At 65.7% G+C, this 17,817-nt stretch carries 19 protein-coding genes and 1 other RNA gene; 7 read left to right on the forward strand and 13 right to left on the reverse strand.

Annotated features, from left to right (window positions below; all coding sequences use genetic code 11):
* Nucleotides 1–301: 301 nt before the first annotated feature.
* Nucleotides 302–646 (reverse strand): hypothetical protein, encoded by a 345-nt coding sequence (locus tag A9X04_RS13030; protein ID WP_156751798.1) that lies wholly within the window; start codon nt 644–646, stop codon nt 302–304.
* Between the two features lie 253 nt (nt 647–899).
* On the opposite strand from A9X04_RS13030, the gene A9X04_RS13035 reads away from it, so the two are divergent.
* Nucleotides 900–1,853, forward strand: a complete 954-nt coding sequence (locus A9X04_RS13035; protein ID WP_067920926.1) for a UDP-glucuronic acid decarboxylase family protein — start codon at nt 900–902, stop codon at nt 1,851–1,853.
* Entirely contained in the window at nt 1,850–3,049 is a 1,200-nt protein-coding gene (locus A9X04_RS13040) for a glycosyltransferase (RefSeq protein ID WP_067920929.1), read from the forward strand. Before A9X04_RS13035 ends, A9X04_RS13040 begins: the two co-directional genes overlap by 4 nt.
* A gap of 12 nt (nt 3,050–3,061) precedes the next feature.
* On the opposite strand, the gene A9X04_RS13045 is transcribed toward A9X04_RS13040, so the two are convergent.
* Nucleotides 3,062–3,793, reverse strand: a complete 732-nt coding sequence (locus A9X04_RS13045) for a class I SAM-dependent methyltransferase (protein WP_067920931.1) — start codon at nt 3,791–3,793, stop codon at nt 3,062–3,064.
* Between the two features lie 207 nt (nt 3,794–4,000).
* On the opposite strand from A9X04_RS13045, the gene A9X04_RS13050 reads away from it, so the two are divergent.
* Nucleotides 4,001–4,900: a universal stress protein gene (locus A9X04_RS13050; RefSeq protein ID WP_067920965.1), complete on the forward strand. Its 900-nt coding sequence runs from the start codon at nt 4,001–4,003 to the stop codon at nt 4,898–4,900.
* A gap of 13 nt (nt 4,901–4,913) precedes the next feature.
* Here A9X04_RS13050 and A9X04_RS13055 read toward each other — a convergent pair whose 3' ends face one another.
* Nucleotides 4,914–6,212, reverse strand: coding sequence for an MFS transporter (locus A9X04_RS13055; protein ID WP_067920933.1), 1,299 nt, complete (start codon nt 6,210–6,212; stop codon nt 4,914–4,916).
* 209 nt (nt 6,213–6,421) lie between these two features.
* Between A9X04_RS13055 and A9X04_RS13060 the strand changes: the two genes are divergently transcribed.
* Nucleotides 6,422–7,108, forward strand: a complete 687-nt coding sequence (locus tag A9X04_RS13060; protein WP_067920935.1) for a M15 family metallopeptidase — start codon at nt 6,422–6,424, stop codon at nt 7,106–7,108.
* On the opposite strand, the gene A9X04_RS13065 is transcribed toward A9X04_RS13060, so the two are convergent.
* Nucleotides 7,105–8,568, reverse strand: coding sequence for a serine hydrolase domain-containing protein (locus tag A9X04_RS13065; RefSeq protein ID WP_082974984.1), 1,464 nt, complete (start codon nt 8,566–8,568; stop codon nt 7,105–7,107). The genes A9X04_RS13060 and A9X04_RS13065 overlap by 4 nt on opposite strands.
* Before the next feature lie 341 nt (nt 8,569–8,909).
* Here A9X04_RS13065 and A9X04_RS13070 point away from each other — a divergent pair, with 341 nt between their 5' ends.
* From A9X04_RS13070 to A9X04_RS13080, 3 genes are all read left to right on the forward strand, one after another.
* Nucleotides 8,910–9,485 carry a peptidoglycan recognition family protein gene (locus tag A9X04_RS13070; protein ID WP_255396488.1) on the forward strand — a complete coding sequence of 192 codons (576 nt, stop codon included), beginning with the start codon at nt 8,910–8,912 and terminating at the stop codon, nt 9,483–9,485.
* A 187-nt stretch (nt 9,486–9,672) separates the two neighbouring features.
* On the forward strand, nt 9,673–9,906 hold the full coding sequence (locus A9X04_RS13075; RefSeq protein WP_067920941.1) for a hypothetical protein: 234 nt from the start codon (nt 9,673–9,675) through the stop codon (nt 9,904–9,906).
* A 4-nt stretch (nt 9,907–9,910) separates the two neighbouring features.
* Nucleotides 9,911–10,129 (forward strand): ANTAR domain-containing protein, encoded by a 219-nt coding sequence (locus A9X04_RS13080; protein WP_067920943.1) that lies wholly within the window; start codon nt 9,911–9,913, stop codon nt 10,127–10,129.
* A 122-nt stretch (nt 10,130–10,251) separates the two neighbouring features.
* Here A9X04_RS13080 and A9X04_RS13085 read toward each other — a convergent pair whose 3' ends face one another.
* From A9X04_RS13085 to A9X04_RS13125, 9 genes are all read right to left on the reverse strand, one after another.
* Nucleotides 10,252–10,464, reverse strand: coding sequence for a hypothetical protein (locus A9X04_RS13085; protein WP_067920945.1), 213 nt, complete (start codon nt 10,462–10,464; stop codon nt 10,252–10,254).
* Nucleotides 10,465–12,266: 1,802 nt separating this feature from the next.
* Nucleotides 12,267–12,634: a transfer-messenger RNA gene (ssrA, locus tag A9X04_RS13090) on the reverse strand.
* Nucleotides 12,635–12,722: 88 nt separating this feature from the next.
* Complete coding sequence (locus A9X04_RS13095; RefSeq protein WP_067920947.1) at nt 12,723–13,568, reverse strand: maleylpyruvate isomerase family mycothiol-dependent enzyme; 846 nt, start codon at nt 13,566–13,568, stop codon at nt 12,723–12,725.
* 34 nt (nt 13,569–13,602) lie between these two features.
* Nucleotides 13,603–14,448: an EamA family transporter gene (locus A9X04_RS13100; RefSeq protein ID WP_142393456.1), complete on the reverse strand. Its 846-nt coding sequence runs from the start codon at nt 14,446–14,448 to the stop codon at nt 13,603–13,605.
* On the reverse strand, nt 14,445–14,954 hold the full coding sequence (gene smpB, locus A9X04_RS13105) for an SsrA-binding protein SmpB (RefSeq protein WP_067920951.1): 510 nt from the start codon (nt 14,952–14,954) through the stop codon (nt 14,445–14,447). The genes A9X04_RS13100 and smpB overlap by 4 nt, the downstream gene beginning before the upstream one ends.
* A 2-nt stretch (nt 14,955–14,956) precedes the next feature.
* Nucleotides 14,957–15,850 (reverse strand): permease-like cell division protein FtsX, encoded by an 894-nt coding sequence (gene ftsX / locus A9X04_RS13110; protein WP_067920953.1) that lies wholly within the window; start codon nt 15,848–15,850, stop codon nt 14,957–14,959.
* Complete coding sequence (gene ftsE, locus A9X04_RS13115; RefSeq protein WP_067920955.1) at nt 15,851–16,540, reverse strand: cell division ATP-binding protein FtsE; 690 nt, start codon at nt 16,538–16,540, stop codon at nt 15,851–15,853. It lies immediately after the preceding gene.
* 43 nt (nt 16,541–16,583) lie between these two features.
* Nucleotides 16,584–17,069, reverse strand: a complete 486-nt coding sequence (locus A9X04_RS13120; RefSeq protein WP_067920957.1) for a hypothetical protein — start codon at nt 17,067–17,069, stop codon at nt 16,584–16,586.
* Nucleotides 17,066–17,817, reverse strand: a 752-nt coding sequence (locus A9X04_RS13125; protein ID WP_067920967.1) for a mechanosensitive ion channel family protein, incomplete at its 5' end; no start/stop codon positions are given. The genes A9X04_RS13120 and A9X04_RS13125, both read right to left, overlap by 4 nt.

The following is a 17,817-nucleotide window of genomic DNA, read 5'->3' on the forward strand; positions in this document are numbered from 1 at the left end:
AGTCGAGCCAGTTCATCGCGCCCTGTTGTGATGCGCAGCACATTTGTGCTTTCTTTGTATCCGAGGTCACAAACGCGATGGGAGCTTCCATGGCCGCGCCCCACGGATCGAGCAAGTACGTAGTCGCTGCACCGCGCGCTAATGGAGCGGTCCATTCACATCGGATACTGCTGGCCCTGGTCGTGGTCATGGCCCTCATCGCAGCGATCACCGGAGTCGTCGTCGCCGCCTCGACGGGGCACACCACCGCCGCGCTCGTGATCGCCGTCGTGGCCGGCGGGTGGTTCTCCGCCGCCCTCTGCTAGCTGGCGACGGCGCCGGGGCAGTACTTGATCCGGCCGAGGTCGACCCACATGTTGGCGCGCTTGGCGGCCTGCTGCGGGGTCAGCCCCGTAATGCTCTGGTTGTTCGCCTGTTGCATCGCGCCGACGATCTGAGCGCGTGACCAGCCCTGTGCCATGGCGTTGCACATCGTCTGCTCGGTCTGCATTTCGTAGTTCGGCCAGTCCGGCGGGAAACCGATCGGGTCGGCATGGGCCGCAGCGAGTGTGGCCGGCAGCGACGCCGAAGCAACGAACGCGATCACGAACGACACGGGGATGAGCAGCCTTCTCGTGATGGACGGGGGTGTGAGCGACAGTTGCACGGACACTTCTCCTCGATTCAGCGCCTCGATGATTTGGAGGCTCGACAAGCGGTGGCCCCCGTTCATCAATGGTAGGGCTTGGGTGCGTTGACCGGGCCAGAAGCCGGGCACGGAGTCAACGCGCGCGTTCGGTTCGGTGCGCCTATAACCGCCATGTGGACAGAAACCGTTCCGGCGGCCGTCTTGCGGCGCCCCCGGCCGGCCATGCGAGGCTACGTCGTGTTGACGAGCGAACCGTCGCTAAGGAGGCAAGGTGAGAGCCCTGGTTGCGGGCGCCGCGGGCTTCCTGGGGTTCCACCTCTGCGATCGGCTCCGCCGCGACGGCATGGAGGTCGTCGGGCTGGACAACTTCTGCACGGGCAGCCGCGCGAACGTACAGCGACTCGCGGGCGATCCGGGCTTCAGCTTCTTCGAGCACGACATCACCCGGCCGGTCGGCTCGGCCGTCTCGGGTCCGCTGGACGTCATCTTCAACATGGCGTGCCCGGGCTCGCCCCGGGCCTACCAGCGGGATCCGTTGTCCACGCTGGACACCAACTACGTCGGGACCAGGAACCTGCTGGAGTTGGCGCGCGAATCGGGGGCGACCATTCTTCAGGCGTCCACCAGCGAGGTGTACGGGGATCCGGCAATCCATCCGCAGGCCGAAAGCTACTGGGGCAACGTCAATTGCTTCGGCGCGCGCGGATGTTACGAAGAGGGCAAGCGAGTCGCCGAGACGCTGATGCTCGAGTACGCGCGCCGCTACGGTGTCCCCATCAAGGTCGTCCGCATCTTCAACACCTACGGTCCGGGGATGGATATCGAGGACGGGCGGATCATCTCGACGTTCATCGTCCAGGCGCTGCGCGGCGACCCGATCACCATCTTCGGTGACGGCAGCCAGACGCGGTCCTTTTGCTACGTCGACGATCTCGTCGACGGGCTCGTGAAGATGGCGGTGAGCGAACCCTCCTTCACCGGGCCCGTAAACCTCGGCAGTCCAGCCGAACTCACCGTCCTCGAAACAGCGACCATCATCAGGGAAAGGACCGGATCCACCTCGCCAACCGTCTTCAAGCCGCTGCCCCCGGACGACCCGAGGAGGCGCAAGCCGGACATCTCTCTCGCCGAGTCCAGCCTCGGCTGGCGCCCACGCGTCCCGTTCGAGCAGGGGCTCGAGCGGACGATCGACTATTTCAGATCGAAAGTGGGCCTCCCGCAATGAAATTCGTGCTGGCAACGCTGGGAACTCGCGGCGACATCGAGCCGTGCGCCACCATCGCCCGGGAACTGCAACGCAGGGGCCACGACGTGCTGATGGCGGTCCCGCCCAACTACGTCGGCTTCATCGAGTCGGCGGGCCTCACCGCGGTCTCCCACGGCCCCGACCAGGTGCGGCAGAACGCAGAAATCGCGCGCAAATACGGGCCGACGCCGAATCCTGTTGCCATGGCGTGGGAAATCTTCCGGGACATCACGCAAATGTGGCCGGGGCTGGGCAGGGCGCTCACGTCGCTGGCCGACGGGGCGGACCTGCTGCTCACGGACGCCAGCGAGCAGGGGCTGGCAGCCAACGTTGCGGAATACTATGGGATTCCACAGGCCGCCATGCACATCTACCCCATCGCTCCGAGCGAAACGCTTTCGCCCGTAACCAAAGACGCCGAAGACGAGCTGCGCCGGACACTGGGGCTGTCAGCGGAAAAGGGCCCATCCGCGCCGCACCCAGTGGAGATCCAGGCCTACGACGAATTCTTCTTTCCGGGACTGGCGGCCGAATGGGCGCAACACGGTGTCCGGCGACCTTTCGTCGGCGGGCTGACGCTGGAGCTGCCGACCGAGGTCGACGACGACGTCGCGTCATGGCTCGATGCGGGAACACCGCCAATCTATTTCGGTTTCGGCAGCAGCGCGCGCGTCGCATCTTCCGTCGACATTGTCACGATGACCACCGCCTGCGCCCAACTAGGCGAACGCGCGTTGATTTGCAGCGGCGTCAGCGACCTCAGCGACCTCCCGCAGTCGGAGCACGTGAAGCTGGTGAGCTCGGTGAACCATGCGACCGTTTTCCCCGCTTGCCGCGCGGTCGTCCACCACGGGGGTCCCGGCACCACGTTCGCGGGCATCCGGGCCGGAGTCCCTACGCTGGCCCTGGCCGTCTCGGTCGACCAGCCGCTCTGGGCGGCCGCGGTCAACCAACTGGGAGTGGGCATTGGACGGCTCTACGGCGAAACCACGCTCAATTCGTTGGTCGCGGATCTGCGGTCCATCCTCACACCGCAGTGCGTGGCCCGCACCCGCGAGGTCGCCGGCCTGATGGCCACACCCGCGCAGAGCGCCACCACGGCGGCCGACCTCTTGGAGGATGAGGCCCGTCGCGGTCACTCGACCGAGGAGCAAGCGCCGCCGACCGCGGAATGATCGATACGCGTGTCAGCGCGGGGCGGTCGAATGGTGGATCTGCGCGGCCGAGACGCTGTCATAAGACGGCAACGCGAAGTCGGGCGAGGCACAGATGTCGGCGCTGTCGCGGACCCGGTCCAACCAGTAACTCTGATCGGCCGCCGACGCGCAGGCGTAGAGCTTCATGTAGGTCGCCGCGAACGGGAACAAGAAGCCGTTGCCGACCGCCTGCCAGACGGCCGCCGCCACGCCCGGGGTTTCGACGCCCCGGTAGTCGTCCAGCGCGATCACGCCACGTGGCGCAGCGTGGGTCACGGCGAGGTGGATGTCCTTCGCCACGCACCGGTAGCTGTGACAGCCGTCGATGTGGGTGAACCGAAGTGCCCGTTCGCCAAGATCGAGTTCCGACGACGGGCAGACCTCAAGCTGTGGCCGGCGAGTGTGGAACCGGTCCCAGTTGGCCAGGAACTGCTGCTGGTCCAGGCCCGCGTACTGCCGGCGCGGGAGCGGCGCGAGGTCGTCGTGATCGACCACCGCATCGAAGAGATCGCAGATCACCAGTTCTTCGTCGTCACGCAGGCCGTAACCCATCAGGATGGCGGACTTGCCCTGGTATGTGCCGATCTCGAGCATGTCCCCCTTGATGCGCTCGGCCGTCTGGCAGGCGAGCAGCTTGGTGAAAAGCGCGACATCGGCCTCGAAGAACCAGCCGTCGACGTTGTCCATCTGCTCGGCATAGAGGTTCCATACGGCATCGGTCATGATGCGCTCCTGCGCATGAACTCCTCCAAGGAGGTTCGTGGTGGCCGACGTTTTCAGATGTGCGCCGTGCGTTGAAGGGTATCAATGGGTCACGCGACTCACTCGGGGCCTTTGGTCCTTCGGCTTGGATCTCTTCGGCCCTGACAGTCACGGCCGCCCCGAGTGATCCTGCCGGTGGGTACACGGCCGATCAGGGAAGAACTCCAAATGTGGCAACCACCACGTGGCGCCGTCTTGGTAGGCGTTGATGGCTCGGCCGCGGCCCTGCGTGCCGTCCGGTGGGCGGCCCGGGATGCGGCGCTGAGGAAGGCGCCGCTGACCCTGGTGCATGTCGTCGACGCCCTCTTGCCGGAGTGGTTCGAGGTCGCCGCGCTGGCCGGCTTCAGCCAATGGCAGGAGCAGCGGGCACGCGATGTCATCTCGTCGGCGATCAAGGTCGCCGAGGAGAACACCGGTGAGCGCGATCCGGTGCAGATCGACGGCAAGGTGTTGCGTTCTGCCACCGTCCCGACGCTCATCGACCTCTCCAAAGCCGCGGAGATGGTCGTGGTCGGCTACCGGGGACACGGCGGCGTCCTGGCCGGCAACTTCCTGGGCTCGGTGAGTTCGAACTTGGTTTACCACGCGCATTGCCCGGTCGCCGTCATCCACGACGACAAAGCCCTGACCGGCAATGGCGCGCGGGCACCGGTGCTGGTGGGCATCGACGGCTCGCCGGCGTCGGAAGCGGCCACTGCCATCGCATTCGAGGAAGCCTCCCGGCGCGGTGTCGGGCTGGTGGCCATGCACGCCTGGACCGATCCCCGGGTTGCCGGCTCCAAGGGGTCGTTCCAGGACGCCAAATGGGACGCTCAACTATCCGAGGAGGAGGCGACGCTCGCTGAGCGACTGGCCGGTTGGCGCGAACGCTATCCCGACGTGGGGGTCGATCGCAGGATCGAAATCGGTGATCCGGCGCGTTGGCTGATCGAGGCGTCCCAGCGCGCGCAACTCGTCGTGGTCGGCAGCCACGGCTGCGGCTGGGTCAGGGGCAGGTTGCTGGGATCGGTCGGGGCGGCGGTGGTCAACCGGGCCAAGGTCCCGGTGATCGTGGCGCGCCGGTCGTGACGGCGGCCGCTCGCTAGTTCCCCGGCCTGACGGGCACGAGGTCTTCGGTGAGGGCCTCGTCAGCCAGATCTTCGAGTTCCTTGCCTTTCGTCTCCGGTCCGATCGCATAGCCGAGCAGCGTCAGCGCCCAAAGGCCGGCGAGCGCCAGATACGGCGCCTCGAGCCCGTAATGCGTGATGCCCCAACCGACCACGGCCGGGGCCGCGATGGAGACGACGCGGCCGCCGCCAACTGCGATGCCGAAACCCGTGCCGCGCAACACCGTTGGGAAGAGCTCTGAGACGTACGTGTCCCCGACGCCCCACAGCCAGCCGAGGGTGGCGATGGCGATCGCACCGAAGACCAGGTATCGGTCCAACGAGTGGGAGGTGGCGGCCAGGACGGTCGAGACCAACTCGATCACTCCGGCGAGGATCGCCGAGGGGCGCCGGCCCACCCAATCGGCGAGCGCGGTTCCCAGGTAGACGAATACGACCTGGAGCAGGAAGAACAGCAGCGCGTAGCGGATCGCCTCGATCGAGGAGGCGTGGAACCTCTTGACGATGTACGTCGTCAAGAAGACGGTCACGCCCCAGTAGCCGACCGCGTTGGCCGTGTAGATCAGCCAGCCGGAGAACAGTCGCCGACGCACGCCGGGAAGGTGCCACAGCCGCGGCTTGCTGGCCCCGTTGTCGACCCGGGCCTGCACGTCGGTGTACCGGTGCGATTCGGCTATTCCCCGCCGGACGAGGAACAGGACGACGGCCGGGACGATCGCCACGATGAAGGCGGACTGCCAACCGAACCGCGGCACCAGGGCCAGCGCGACGGCCGCTGCGAGGACATAGCCCAGGGAGAAGAAGGAGAAGATCACCCCGCCGACTCCGAGGGCGCGCGTCTTCGCAGGCCAGACCTCGGCGGTGTAGGGCGCACCGACCGCCAGTTCCCCGGCACCGCCCACCCCGGTGAGGAAGCGAAGTCCGGTGAAGGCGGCGACATTCGCCGTGAGCCCGGCCAATGAGGTGGTGATGCCGTAGAGCAGGATCGACGCCCCGAGGGTGGTCTTACGCCCCCACCGGTCGGCGGCGTATCCGAAGCCGATGGTGCCGATTGTGTAGCCCAGCAGGAAGATTGAGCCGATGTAGCCGGCCTCGGCGTCGGTGATATGCAACGTCTTCTTTATGTCCGGCAGCACCAAGCCGTAGATGTTCACCGCGTACGAGTCGAAGCCATAACCCAATCCGGCTGTCACCGCGACGAAGAGGGCCTGCTTGAACGTGGCGGGTAGGGCTCGAGGTACCTGGGTCGTGGGGCTGCCCACATTTGACGTCACCTGAGGGAAGGTATGCGCGAGTCCCCGTGCGCAAAAGGATCACAATCCGCCTGATCGGAATCGGCGCCGCGCCGATCCGAGGTAGCTTGGCACCGGGCTCGCCGGGCCATACGGCTTGTCGCGGCGGCCTGGTAGGGATGGAAGAAGCAAGCGGTGAGGACTCATCCCAGTTGACGCCCTCCGAGCGGCGGGGTCCCGCGGTGGCGGGAATGCTCGCAGCGTGTCTCGTGCTGGTGCAGTGCACCGCCGCGCAGCCGCCTCCGGCGGCACCGTCGCGGTCCGCTCCACCGTCATCGTCGGCCGATGCGTCGTCGTCGGCCGGTGCGCCGCTTGCACCCGCCGGCGCGACCGTCGAACCGGTCACCGCCGCCGAGCTCGGCGCGAGCTGGCGGCCGGGCTGCCCCGTCGAGCCGGGGCGCCTGCGACGGATCACCTTCGACCACATCGGTTTCGACGGCCAGGCGCATCGGGGCGAGCTGATCGTGTACGAGGACTTGGTGCCGGACGTCACCGCGATCTTCGACCAGCTCTACCGGCTGCGTTTTCCCGTCGAGAAGATCCGCACGGTCGACCACTATCCGGATGCGGATGACGAATTGTCCATGGAGGACAACAACACGTCGGCGTTCAACTGCCGAACCATCCCGGGGACCGACGAATGGTCTCCGCACGCTTACGGCCGGGCGATCGATCTCAATCCACTTGTCAATCCGTGCCTGTACGCAAGCGGATATTTCGAACCGCGCAACGCGGCGGCCTACCTGGACCGCAGCCGCACTGATCCGGGACTCTTACACGCCGGCGACCCGGCGGTCCGGGTCTTCACAGATCGTGGCTGGCGGTGGGGTGGTGAGTGGACGGCTCCCCTCGATTACCAACACTTCGAGCGGCCCTAAAGGCCCAGGGCCTGAGCCGCTGCCGTGGCAATCTCACCGCGCAGATCCGACATCGGTGGACTGCCCCGGGTGTGAATCGAATTCGAGAGCACCACGACGTAGGTGTCTGAGCTCGGGTCCATCCACACGGAGGTTCCGGTGAAGCCGGTGTGGCCGAAGCTACCGATCGGGAAGACGACGCCTCGCGGCGCGGACTGGCCCGTATCGATATCCCAGCCGAAGCCGCGCAGGTTCTGCCCCGCGATCGCCGGATAGCGCGGGGCGAGCAGCGGATCCGCTCTGTTCGGCCTCTTCGCGACGGCCGCTCGGGCGGCGGCGTTGGCCGCCTGGAGTTGCTCGAGCGTGTGTCCCGGTTGCTGCGGACTGGTCATCATCTCGAGAGTTGTTTGCGCCAAGGGGAATTGGCTCGGACGGCCCGCGAGCCGGTCAAGCAGTGCCTGGGCAAAAACGCCGACATCGTGGGCCGTCGAGAACACGCCCGCATGCCCGGCCACACCCCCCATGCGCCGCGCCGTCGTGTCCTGCACGGTGCCCCGGAGCAGGTGATCGAGGTCCGGGTTCTTGCCCGGATCCCCTCTGCCCTCTTCGTCTCGTGCCGTCGGTGCGATGCGGGGCAGCAGACCGGTGTTCCAGGTGCCCGCGGGGCAGGCGGCCGGCGCTTGGTCTTGCGGCGCGGGAGCCCAGGCGACCGCGGCGCCCAGCGTCGTGTGCGGGCCACACGCTTGCGCCGGGGGGAGGTAACGGGTGTCTGCCATGCCGAGCGGCTCGAACACCTGTCGCTGAACGTAGACGTCCAGGGCCTCGCCGGTGGCCTTCTCGATCAGCGCTCCCAGCAGGATGAAATTGATGTCCGAGTAGCGGAAAGCCTGGCCGGGGGCCGACTCCAGTGGCGTGGTGAGCGCGCGATGAAGGCCCTCTTCCTTGTCGGCCTTGTCCAGCCCCCACGGGTCTCCCAGGTTCACGTCTCCGGTTTCCCCGGACGTGTGGGTGAGGAGCATGCGAACGGTCACCTTTGCGCGGCGCGGATCGTTCCCGGTGTTGAAATCGGGCAGGTACTGCTGCACGGGGTCGTCGAACGCAACCTTGCCTTGCTCGTAGAGCTGCATGACCGCGGTCGCCGTCGCGAGGCTCTTGGTCACCGATGCCAAGTCGAAGATTGTGTCCTCGGTCATCGGTTCGGCGGGTGCCTGCGACCCGTCCAGGCCGGGTTCGCCGGCCAGCTTGCGGGAACCGTAGGCCTGGTGGAAGGCGACCTTGCCGCCGTGACCGATGACCACGACCGCACCCGGCAACCGGTTCGCCGCGATCGCGTCGTTGATCAGCCGGGAGATTTTTGTGAAGTCAACCGCGGGCGCCGGGTCGGGCGGTTTGACGATTGTCGCGACGTCCGGTCCGGGAGCCCGCGTGCTTGCACCCAAGGCTGGGCGTCCCGCGTCGCCACGCGCGCAAGCCGCGGTCATTGCCAGGAAGACGGTCCCTGCGGCGATCGCGCTTCGGATCGCACCGCGAAAGCCTGCGGCGACCGGTCGATTCATTGTGGCGCCCATCTCGTTACCTGCGATTTTGTTTCCGGATCTTGACGGCGTCAAGCGATCACGCCCGTATCGTGAGGGCGGTGTGCGAGCCTGCGCCCGGCCGGCCCCATAACTCGCCAGCCGTCGTCAGCCGACGCCAGCTGTTAGCGGTGGCCGGCGGCGTGGGCGTGGGGGTGGCTTCCATGATCCGATCCTGGCCGCCTTCGGCTCGGCGACCTTCCCCGACGTCGACCGGCGTCAGCCTGAGGGCGGAGAGTGCGGCACCGTTGCTTTGCCGCGACGCCTGGGGCGCGCGCCCAGCGGGCGCTGGCGGAAAGCGCCACACCATCACCCGGATGACCCTGCACCACGAGGCCGTCGTCCTTGGCGACAACCGCAATGCCCCGGGCCACCTGCGACGGGATCAGCGGTACCACCAGGATCAGCACGGCTGGATCGACATCGCCTATCACGTCGGCGTGGACCGCAACGGCAACATCTACGAACTCCGGAGCACCGAAATCGCGGGTGACACCGCGACCGACTACGACACGACGGGCCATTTCCTCGTGCTGTGCGAAGGAGACTTCGATCAAGAGGCCGTGTCGGAGGCCCAGCTTCAGGGAGCGGCTCGCGCGTTCGCATGGGCCGCCCAGAATTTCCGTATAGCAACCGCCACGTTGGCGGGCCATCGCGACCTAGCCCAGACCTCTTGCCCTGGTGGAAATCTCTATGCCCACCTTTTCTCGGGTGACCTGAAACGCCGCATCGACGATCTGCTGGCCGCGGGCGGAGTCGACCTCCAGCGCTTCTGCGGACCCGACGCCGCCGCAAGAGTCGCGGCAATCGAGGCCGGCGACTGACGAGCGCTGCCCGCCGTTGGCCGGGTTGACCGGCGGCAGTCGACCACGGCGGATTTTCTACAAGCGCACTAGTGCAAAGCTGCTTCGCGGGTATAGGATTCCAGGACGTTACAACCCTCAATTCGGCGGGACGTAGGCGTCCGGAATTGGGTCTAAGTCGGACGGGACGTGGGCGTCCGCGGCACATATGGCCAATGCCAAGACCTTTCACAGCCAGAAGGTTTCCATGAAACAACTGTGTGACGACCTAACCCAATTCGCTATCCAGGTGCGCCAGATCGGATATTCCGTCAACGGCGGCGTCGGAGAGCGGGAATGCCTGGACCTGAGCGCACGCATGCTCGCCGCGGTTAAGCAGGCTCAGGCCCGGGAGCTCACCGACCTCGCTGAGACACCCAGCGACCGCGAACAGACTGGCTAGAAGGATGACCGACAGGGCCAGTCAACTCTGGCCCGGCGACCTCATCGCCCAAGCCACGGACATCATCACCGACCGGTTCCAACTCGACGGCACGCAAGCCTTCGAAGTGCTCCGCAGAATGTCACGCGACACCAGGATGCAAATGTGTGTGGTCGCCGAGCAGATCATCAACCACGATGTGCCGGTGGACGCCGTGCTCCGCCTGGAAAACGGAGCTGATTGAACAGCAACGCGCTGCCAAGCGGGTTCCATCGCCCGGCGCGTGTCGGGTTACCCCGCAACGTGTGTCAGTGAAGCCGCTGGAAGCGAAACGTCAGGTGCACCAAAGCTTTTGGTTATTCTGCATTACCAGGAGCCGCCGGGCTCGTGGTGGTCGTTGAGGTCGTCGGACCCGTTGAGGTAGTAGGACTCGTTGAGGTAGCAGGTCCCGTTGAAGTCGTAGGACTCGTTGAGGTCGTAGGACTCGTGGGGCTCGTCGTCCGCGCCGGGCTGGTCGGGCTCGTCGGAGTCGGAGGAGTCGTGGGCGTGGTACTCGCCAGGCCCGGGCCTTCGCCGCACCAGTCCGCCACATCTTTCGGATACTGCTCGAGCGGTGGAGGACAACGCTGCCCCGGCGGGAAATTGGCGCCGGCGTTGAGCAGATCGCAGGGCACATAGACCTGCTTGCCCTTGGGAGTGTTGGTCAGACACTTCGTCGGCGGCTCGCCATGGGCTTGGACGGGAATGGGGGCCGCCGCCACCGCCACCACCGCACCGAGCGCCCAAGCAAGACGGCGATAGGTCATGAGAGCTCCTCACTCGCTCTTCCGATACACGTTCCCGCGATGCGGTGTCGGGCGTGCACAACGTGACATCGCCGTCGTATGGCGATTAAAGCCGCTCACCCCAGGCAAAATCCAACCGGCCTTGCCTAGTCTTATCCTCCCTCGGCCGTTTCCACACCCATCCTGTGTAGCCCGCCGGCGGTGCTTCGACGAACGGGTTTGGTGGAGTTGAGTGTGACGATGCTGCGCGGGCGTCGTTGCTGTCAGTCATGCTGCCCGGTGGCCAATATCGAGGCTGTCCTAAGTGACAACAGGTGCCGGTCTAACTCTGCGGTCTAACGATCATCCACCCGTTGTCACCGGGCAGCACACGGGTTGAGCGGGTGACAGCTGCGACCCGGAAGGGATGACCGTTGTTGGTGATGTCGGTGTGTCCCTGCCTACCCTCTGACGTCCAGTTCAGGGTTGCGGTCCACTCGCAGGTGCAACTAGTCGTAACCGCAGTCAGATTCCAGACTTCCGTCGGGTCCGAGGCGCTGATCGAGTGCGGCAATTCCACGGGACGGCGCACCTCGCCTTCTGGAACAGCCCCCTCGTCCGGGATAGCGGTGACAGTGAGAGGTGTTGTGTCCAGGTTTGCCTGGAACCGATATGGCTTGAGTCCCCCACATTGTGCCCACGTGTTCGCCCACGTACCTTGCAGTGGGTTTGTACGGGAGACCACATTGATTGAGATGCTGTCGAGCACAACCGTGTGTCCATTCCGCGCCTGCAAATCCACCGTGACGTAGTTGCCGCTTGCTGGGATGCCTCCGTTAGCGGCCGCCCACGCGTCCACGTCATCCCTGGGAAGCACCATGGGCAAGTGCTGCGGATCCTTATTGAAGACCCATCCTTCCCCGCCATGTTGACAGCTGGCTCTGGACGACGGAACCCTTGCGGTGGCAGACAAGTACTCCTCCGGACTGATTATCTTGGTGAACCAATGCAAGGGCCCGCCTACGGCCCAAGCAACAACCGGAACGACAACTGCCGTGGTCAGTACACCGCCCACCCACACCAGAATTTTCGTCCAACGGCTTCGGGGAGAAGTGGTGACTGCGTCGTCCGGCGGCGTCTGATTTGTGTCCTTTGCTGACACGGTGTCCCCTCACCCTCATAACAGCCGATATGACTGCTGCAATGTCTCGGACACGGACCTGCGGCGAAACCAGGCGCCTACAGGCGCAGTCCCTTCACAAGACGATCACCATGTGCACCGATGTTGCATTTTCTCGCTAACCGCCAACAGAGTCTTTGGCCCTCAGAAGTGCGAATCCTCTTCGATATATCTGCGCTCGGCTGAATGAGGATCTGGCCCGGCGTTTCCAGCCGATCAAGGGCTCACTTGATGAATAAGCTGTTCCAACACACTCAGGGAATCTCGCGAAAACTTTGGCCCCCATCGAACCCCTTGCACGGTTCAAATCGGAATTACTATTCGGGAGTCTATACATCAATCTTGACGGGAATCGTGACGCTGGGGACGATTCTGCGCCTTAATGGCCTTGCTTCGTGAAGGAAAAGAAGAAGGGCCGCATCTCTGCGGCCCTTCTGTTGTGGAGCTGCCGGGAATCGAACCCGGGTCCAACGGCATTCCCTCAAGACTTCTCCGTGCGCAGTCCACTATGCCTCTGCTCGGATCTCCTGGTCACGCGGACTAGCCAGGATGACGATCCCAGTCGCTGTTGATGTCCCGATGACTCCCGCGACCGGACTCATCGGTGGATCCCTCTAGCTGACGCCAGGCTCCGGGTCGAGGGCTTTCCCGGTCTGACGGACTAGCTGTCGCTTAGGCAGCGAGAGCGTAGTCGCGCTGATGTGAATCGGCGCTTATCTGGTTGCAACGACGCTTACGGTGGTCTCTTGCCTGCACCGGCACGCTTCCCTTGATTCGATGCGCGATGTCGAAACCTTTCAGCCCCTCGCACACCCGCCGATTTTCGGCGGGAAAATCAATGGTACGCCGATATCAACGCGCGGCAACGGAGTTGTCTTCCCGAGCGGCGGCGATCAGATCACGAAATTGAGGTGCTCGACGACCCGGGCGGCCACGTCCTGGTCTCCGCCGAGGTCGATGTCCTGTGACCGCGAGGCACACATCGGGCGCCCGCCGGCGAGCCGGGTGAACTGCAGCCCGTCCAGCCGGATCGTCACCGTCGGCTCCAGACCGCCGAAGTCGTCGACCACCTGGGCCCGGCCGTCGACGCTGACGCGGATGCCGCGGGCAAGCGGCCCGGTGAGCTCGAACAGCACACGCGAACCCTCGGGCGCGTTCGCCCGCTTGCCCACCACGTAGCCCATCGTCGCGGCGATCTCGGCGAGGGACAGTTCCGACGCGGGCCCGACGAGCTGATCGTCGGACGACGGCCGCCCCAGGGCGTGACGAATGTCCTGCTCGTGCATCCAGCAGTCGAACACGCGGACCCGCATGAACCGCCCGTAGCTCTCCGGACCCACCGGTGTCAGCGTCACGGCGTCCCACTCCTCGGCGGGCATGCCCGCCAGCGCCCTGCGCCGTTCGTCGGTGATGCCCTTGAAGCGTTTGAGCACGTCCGCGCCGGATTCGGCGGCCAGGTGACGCACCCAGCACTCATTCATCACTCCGATGTCGTTGCGGACATGCTCCAGTGCCGAGACGTCGATGTCGGGCTGGGGCGCGGGGGCGCCGGCGAGGAAGGATTCGGTGCCGATCATGTGCGCCACCAGCGCCTTGACGTCCCAGCCGGGCAACGGACTGGCCGCCTGCCATTCCGCTTCCGGCAACCCGTCCAACAGTGTGGTGATGTCGTCCCACACCGCGAACAGACCAGCGAGCACATCGGACTTGTCCAGCTTGGTGACGGGGCGATCGGCCATGCTCGGATAGTAGGCCGGTCGGCCGGCCAGGTCGTCAGCTGGCCGCGATCATGGCCACGGATCCCATGGCCATCACCATGCCGAAGCCCTGCCAGCGGGTCAGCCGCTCGCGCAGCACGACCATCGCCAGCACCACCGTCGCGGCCGGGTAGAGCGAGATCAGGATGCTGGCCAGCGAGAGCAGCCAGGTGTGCAGGGCCAGCAGCATGGTGACGTTGGCGCAGATGTCCAACAGGGCCACGGCCCAGGCGAGCTTCATGGGCTTGCCGCGCGGCGCCCGAAAGTTGTCGCTGGCCGCGGCCATCACGAAGATCACCACGGTGGCCGAGAGCCGGGCGAAGACCAGCGGCCACAGCTTGCACGCGTGCGGCGCCTGGTGGAGAAACACCAGGTTCAGCCCCATCGCCGAGCCGGCCAGCAGTGTGAGCCAGGCCACCTTCGGGGTGAACCGATACGGTGTCACGCCCTGCGCCGTCGCCTCCCGGCTCACCAGCATGACCGCGATGAGGGCCAGCACGACGCCCACCGAGGCCCCCGGCCCGGGACGCTCCCCCAGGGCCACTCCGACCGCCACCGGCACGGCGGCGTTGAGGACCGCGGCCAGCGGCGAGACGACGGAGATCGGCCCAGCGCCCAGTGCCGCGAAGAACGCCCACATGCCGACCGCCATCCCGACGCCGTACAGGCCGCCCCAGAAGATGGCGCCGCGCGAGATGGGCCCGCCCACGACGAGGGCCAGCGCGCCCAGCAAGAAGGTCTCGATCGGGTAGACCACCAGCATCACGCGTAGCGCGGCCACCCGTCGAGCGGCTACACCGCCCACGAAATCGCTGACGCCGTACGTGACGGCCGACAGCTGGGCGTAAGCGGCCCCGATCAGTTCATGCCCTTGGCTCGGCGACCCAATTCACGGACCACTTCGCGCTGGGCATCGCGGCGGGCCATGTCCTGGCGTTTGTCGTGCGCTCGCTTGCCGCGCGCCAGCGCGAGCTCGACCTTGACCTTTCCTTCGGAGAAATACAGAGACATCGGCACGAGGGCGAGGTTACCATCTCGTATCTTTCCGACCAGACGGTCGATTTGTTGCCTATGTAACAACAACTTTCGGTTGCGACGGGGCTCATGGTTGGTCCAGCTACCGTGCTGATACTCCGGAATGTGCAAGTTGCGCAACCACACTTCGCCGTCGTCGACGGTTGCGAACGCGTCGGCCAAAGACGCGTGGCCCTCGCGCAGGCTCTTCACCTCTGTGCCCAGCAAAGCCACTCCGGCCTCGAACTCTTCGAGAATCGAATAGTTGTGCCGCGCTTTGCGATTGGTGGCGACAATCTGTTTGCTGCCGCGCTTGCCGCCCGCCCCCTTGGCCCGGCCAAGATCTTTGGCCATAGCTACCGCCGAATGTAGAGGCGCAACGTCGCGTAGGCGGTCAGCCCGGCCATCGACACGCCGAGCAGGAACAACCACGGCGAGATGTAGAGGATGTCGGCATAGTCGACCTTCGCGATCAAATGAGCTTGGTAGAACTGGCTCAGCGCGTTGTCCAGGAACCACGCCCGCACCAGGATCAGGCCGACGATCGCGATGGCCACACCGATGGACGCGGCCAGCATCGCCTCCACCAAGAAGGGCAACTGCGTGTACCAGCGACTGGCGCCGACCGAGCGCATGATCCCGATTTCGGTGCGTCGCGTGTAGGCGGCGACTTGCACCATGTTGGCGATCAGCAGGATCGCCCCGACGGCCTGCACCAGCGCGACGGCGAACGCGGCGTCGCGCAAACCGTCCAGAACGGCGAATAACCGGTCGATCAAATCCTTTTCGTTGAGGATGCTGCGCACCCCGGGCTGACCCTGCATCGCGGCATCGAACTCCGCGTGCTGTTCGGGATTGTTCAGCTTGACGATGAACGACGCGGGAAACGATTCCTTGCCGGCCACGTCCTTGAACTCCGGGAACTTCTTGATCGCGTCGTTGTAGGCGTCCTGCCGGTTGATGAAGCGCACCGATTTGACGTCTTGTCGTGCATCGATCTTGTCCCGCAGCGCTTTACACGGAGCCGACGCACACGTCGCGTCGTTGGCGGAGATGTCGTCGGTGAGGAAGACCTGCGTCTCGACGCGGTCGAGATAGATCTCCCGCGAGTTGTCGGCCAGCCGGACCACCAGCAGGCCGCCGCCGAACAAGCCGATGGAGATGGCCGTGGTGAGGATCATCGCGGCCGTCATCGTGACGTTCCGACGAAGACCGGTCAGGACCTCGTTGAACAGGAAGCCAAAGCGCACTTAGCGGTCCATCCCATAGATGCCGCGCTGCTCGTCGCGGACCAGCCGCCCCAGCGACAACTCCACGACGCGCTGGCGCATCGAGTCGACGATGTGGTGGTCGTGCGTCGCCATCACCACCGTCGTCCCGGTGCGGTTGATCCGCTCCAACAAATCCATGATGTCCTTACTGGTGTCCGGGTCGAGATTGCCAGTCGGCTCGTCGGCCAGCAGAACCAGGGGCCGGTTGACGTACGCGCGCGCGATCGCGACGCGTTGCTGCTCGCCACCGGACAACTCGTTCGGCAGCCGGTTGGCTTTGCCCGACAGGCCGACGGTTTCCAGCACCTCGGGCACCACCCGGTTGATCGCGTCGGTCCGTTTGCCGATCACTTCCAGCGCGAAGGCGACGTTTTCGTACACGGTCTTCTGTTGCAACAGGCGGAAGTCCTGGAAGACGGTCCCGATCACCTGACGCAGCTTGGGGATGTGACGGCCGCGCAGCTTGTTGACGTGGAACTTCGACACCCGGATGTCGCCGGACGTCGGGTTCTCCTCACCGAGCAGCAGCCGCATGAACGTCGACTTGCCGGAGCCCGACGGGCCGATCAGGAAGACGAATTCACCCTTGTCGATTTTGACGTTGACGTCCTCCAACGCCGGGCGGGCCGACGCTTTGTACTTCTTGCTGACATGGTCCAGGGTGATCATCACGGCACGCCAGTGTAGCCGTGAATTTCGCTGGCAAGCCAAGTCAACTGGCTGGCGGCGGCGAACTGGGCGCCGGACCGGGCCCCGGCTGCGGTAGCTGAGGAGGCGGTGTGGTCGGGCTCGTACTGGGTGGACAGAACGGCGGCGGCAGCAGGCAAGGCAACTGCGGCAGCTGCAGCGGCGGCGTCGTCGTGGTCGTCGTCACCGGCGGCGGTGGCGGCGGTGGCGGCGGCGTGCTCGTCGGGGTCGGCGTATAGGTGGGCGTGGCCGGCGGCTGCTGCACGCGACTGCGGGGCACCCACGTGTAGTTGGGGTCCGGAACGAAGCCCGGGGGCACGACTTGCTGCGCCGGCGGCTTGGGCGCCGGTTCGGGACGATAGGTGTCGTAGACCCACCACACGACGAAGAAGGCGACGATCAACACCAGGGTCGACGTGCGGACTCGCCCGCCGAACATGTATTGCGGCCAGCGGTGATCTGAGTCGGTGTCCCCGCTGCGCTTCTCGAAGATGCTCAGGGTGAACTTCAACGCTTCTGCACCGCACCTTGCACGTCGTCGTCGATCCGGTCTTCGGCGGCCTGGGCGGCTGGGACCGACGGGTCTTCCACCAGCCCCACCGTCGCGTCCGCCGCGGTCATGATGCCGACGCGGGCCAGCGCGCGAATGACCAGGACGCGCAGTTGCCGGCCGGCCTCGAACTGCTTGCCGGGCAGGGTCCGGGCCACCAGGCGCAAGGTGACGGTGTCGACTTCGATGCTCTCCACGCCCATGACCGTGGGGGCATCCAACAGCAAATCCCCGAGCACCGGGTTGTCCATGGCGCGGTCGCACTCCTGGTGCAGGACCTCGTTGACCCGGTTCAGGTCGGCGCTGGTGGACACCGGGATGTCCACCACTGCGCGCGCCCAGTCCTTGGACAGGTTCACCACCTTCACGATCTGCCCGTTGGGGATGGTCAGCACCTCGCCGTCCGGTGAGCGCAGCCGGGTCACCCGCAGCGTCACGTTCTCGACGGTCCCGCTGGCCTCCGTCGACGCCACGACGGTGAGGGTGACCAGGTCCCCGAAGCCGTACTGCCTCTCGGCCAGGATGAAGAAACCGGACAGCAGATCCCTCACCAGCTGCTGCGCGCCGAACCCCAGCGCGGCGCCGACCACGGTGGCCGGCGCGACCAGCCCACCGACGGAGAACTGCAGCACGTCGGCGATCTGCATGATGACCCAGATACTGATGAGGACCACCGACACCCAGGAGATCACCGAGGCCATGGCCTGGC

It is taken from the genome of Mycobacterium sp. E3247 (assembly GCF_001667785.1).
GTDB lineage: Bacteria > Actinomycetota > Actinomycetes > Mycobacteriales > Mycobacteriaceae > Mycobacterium.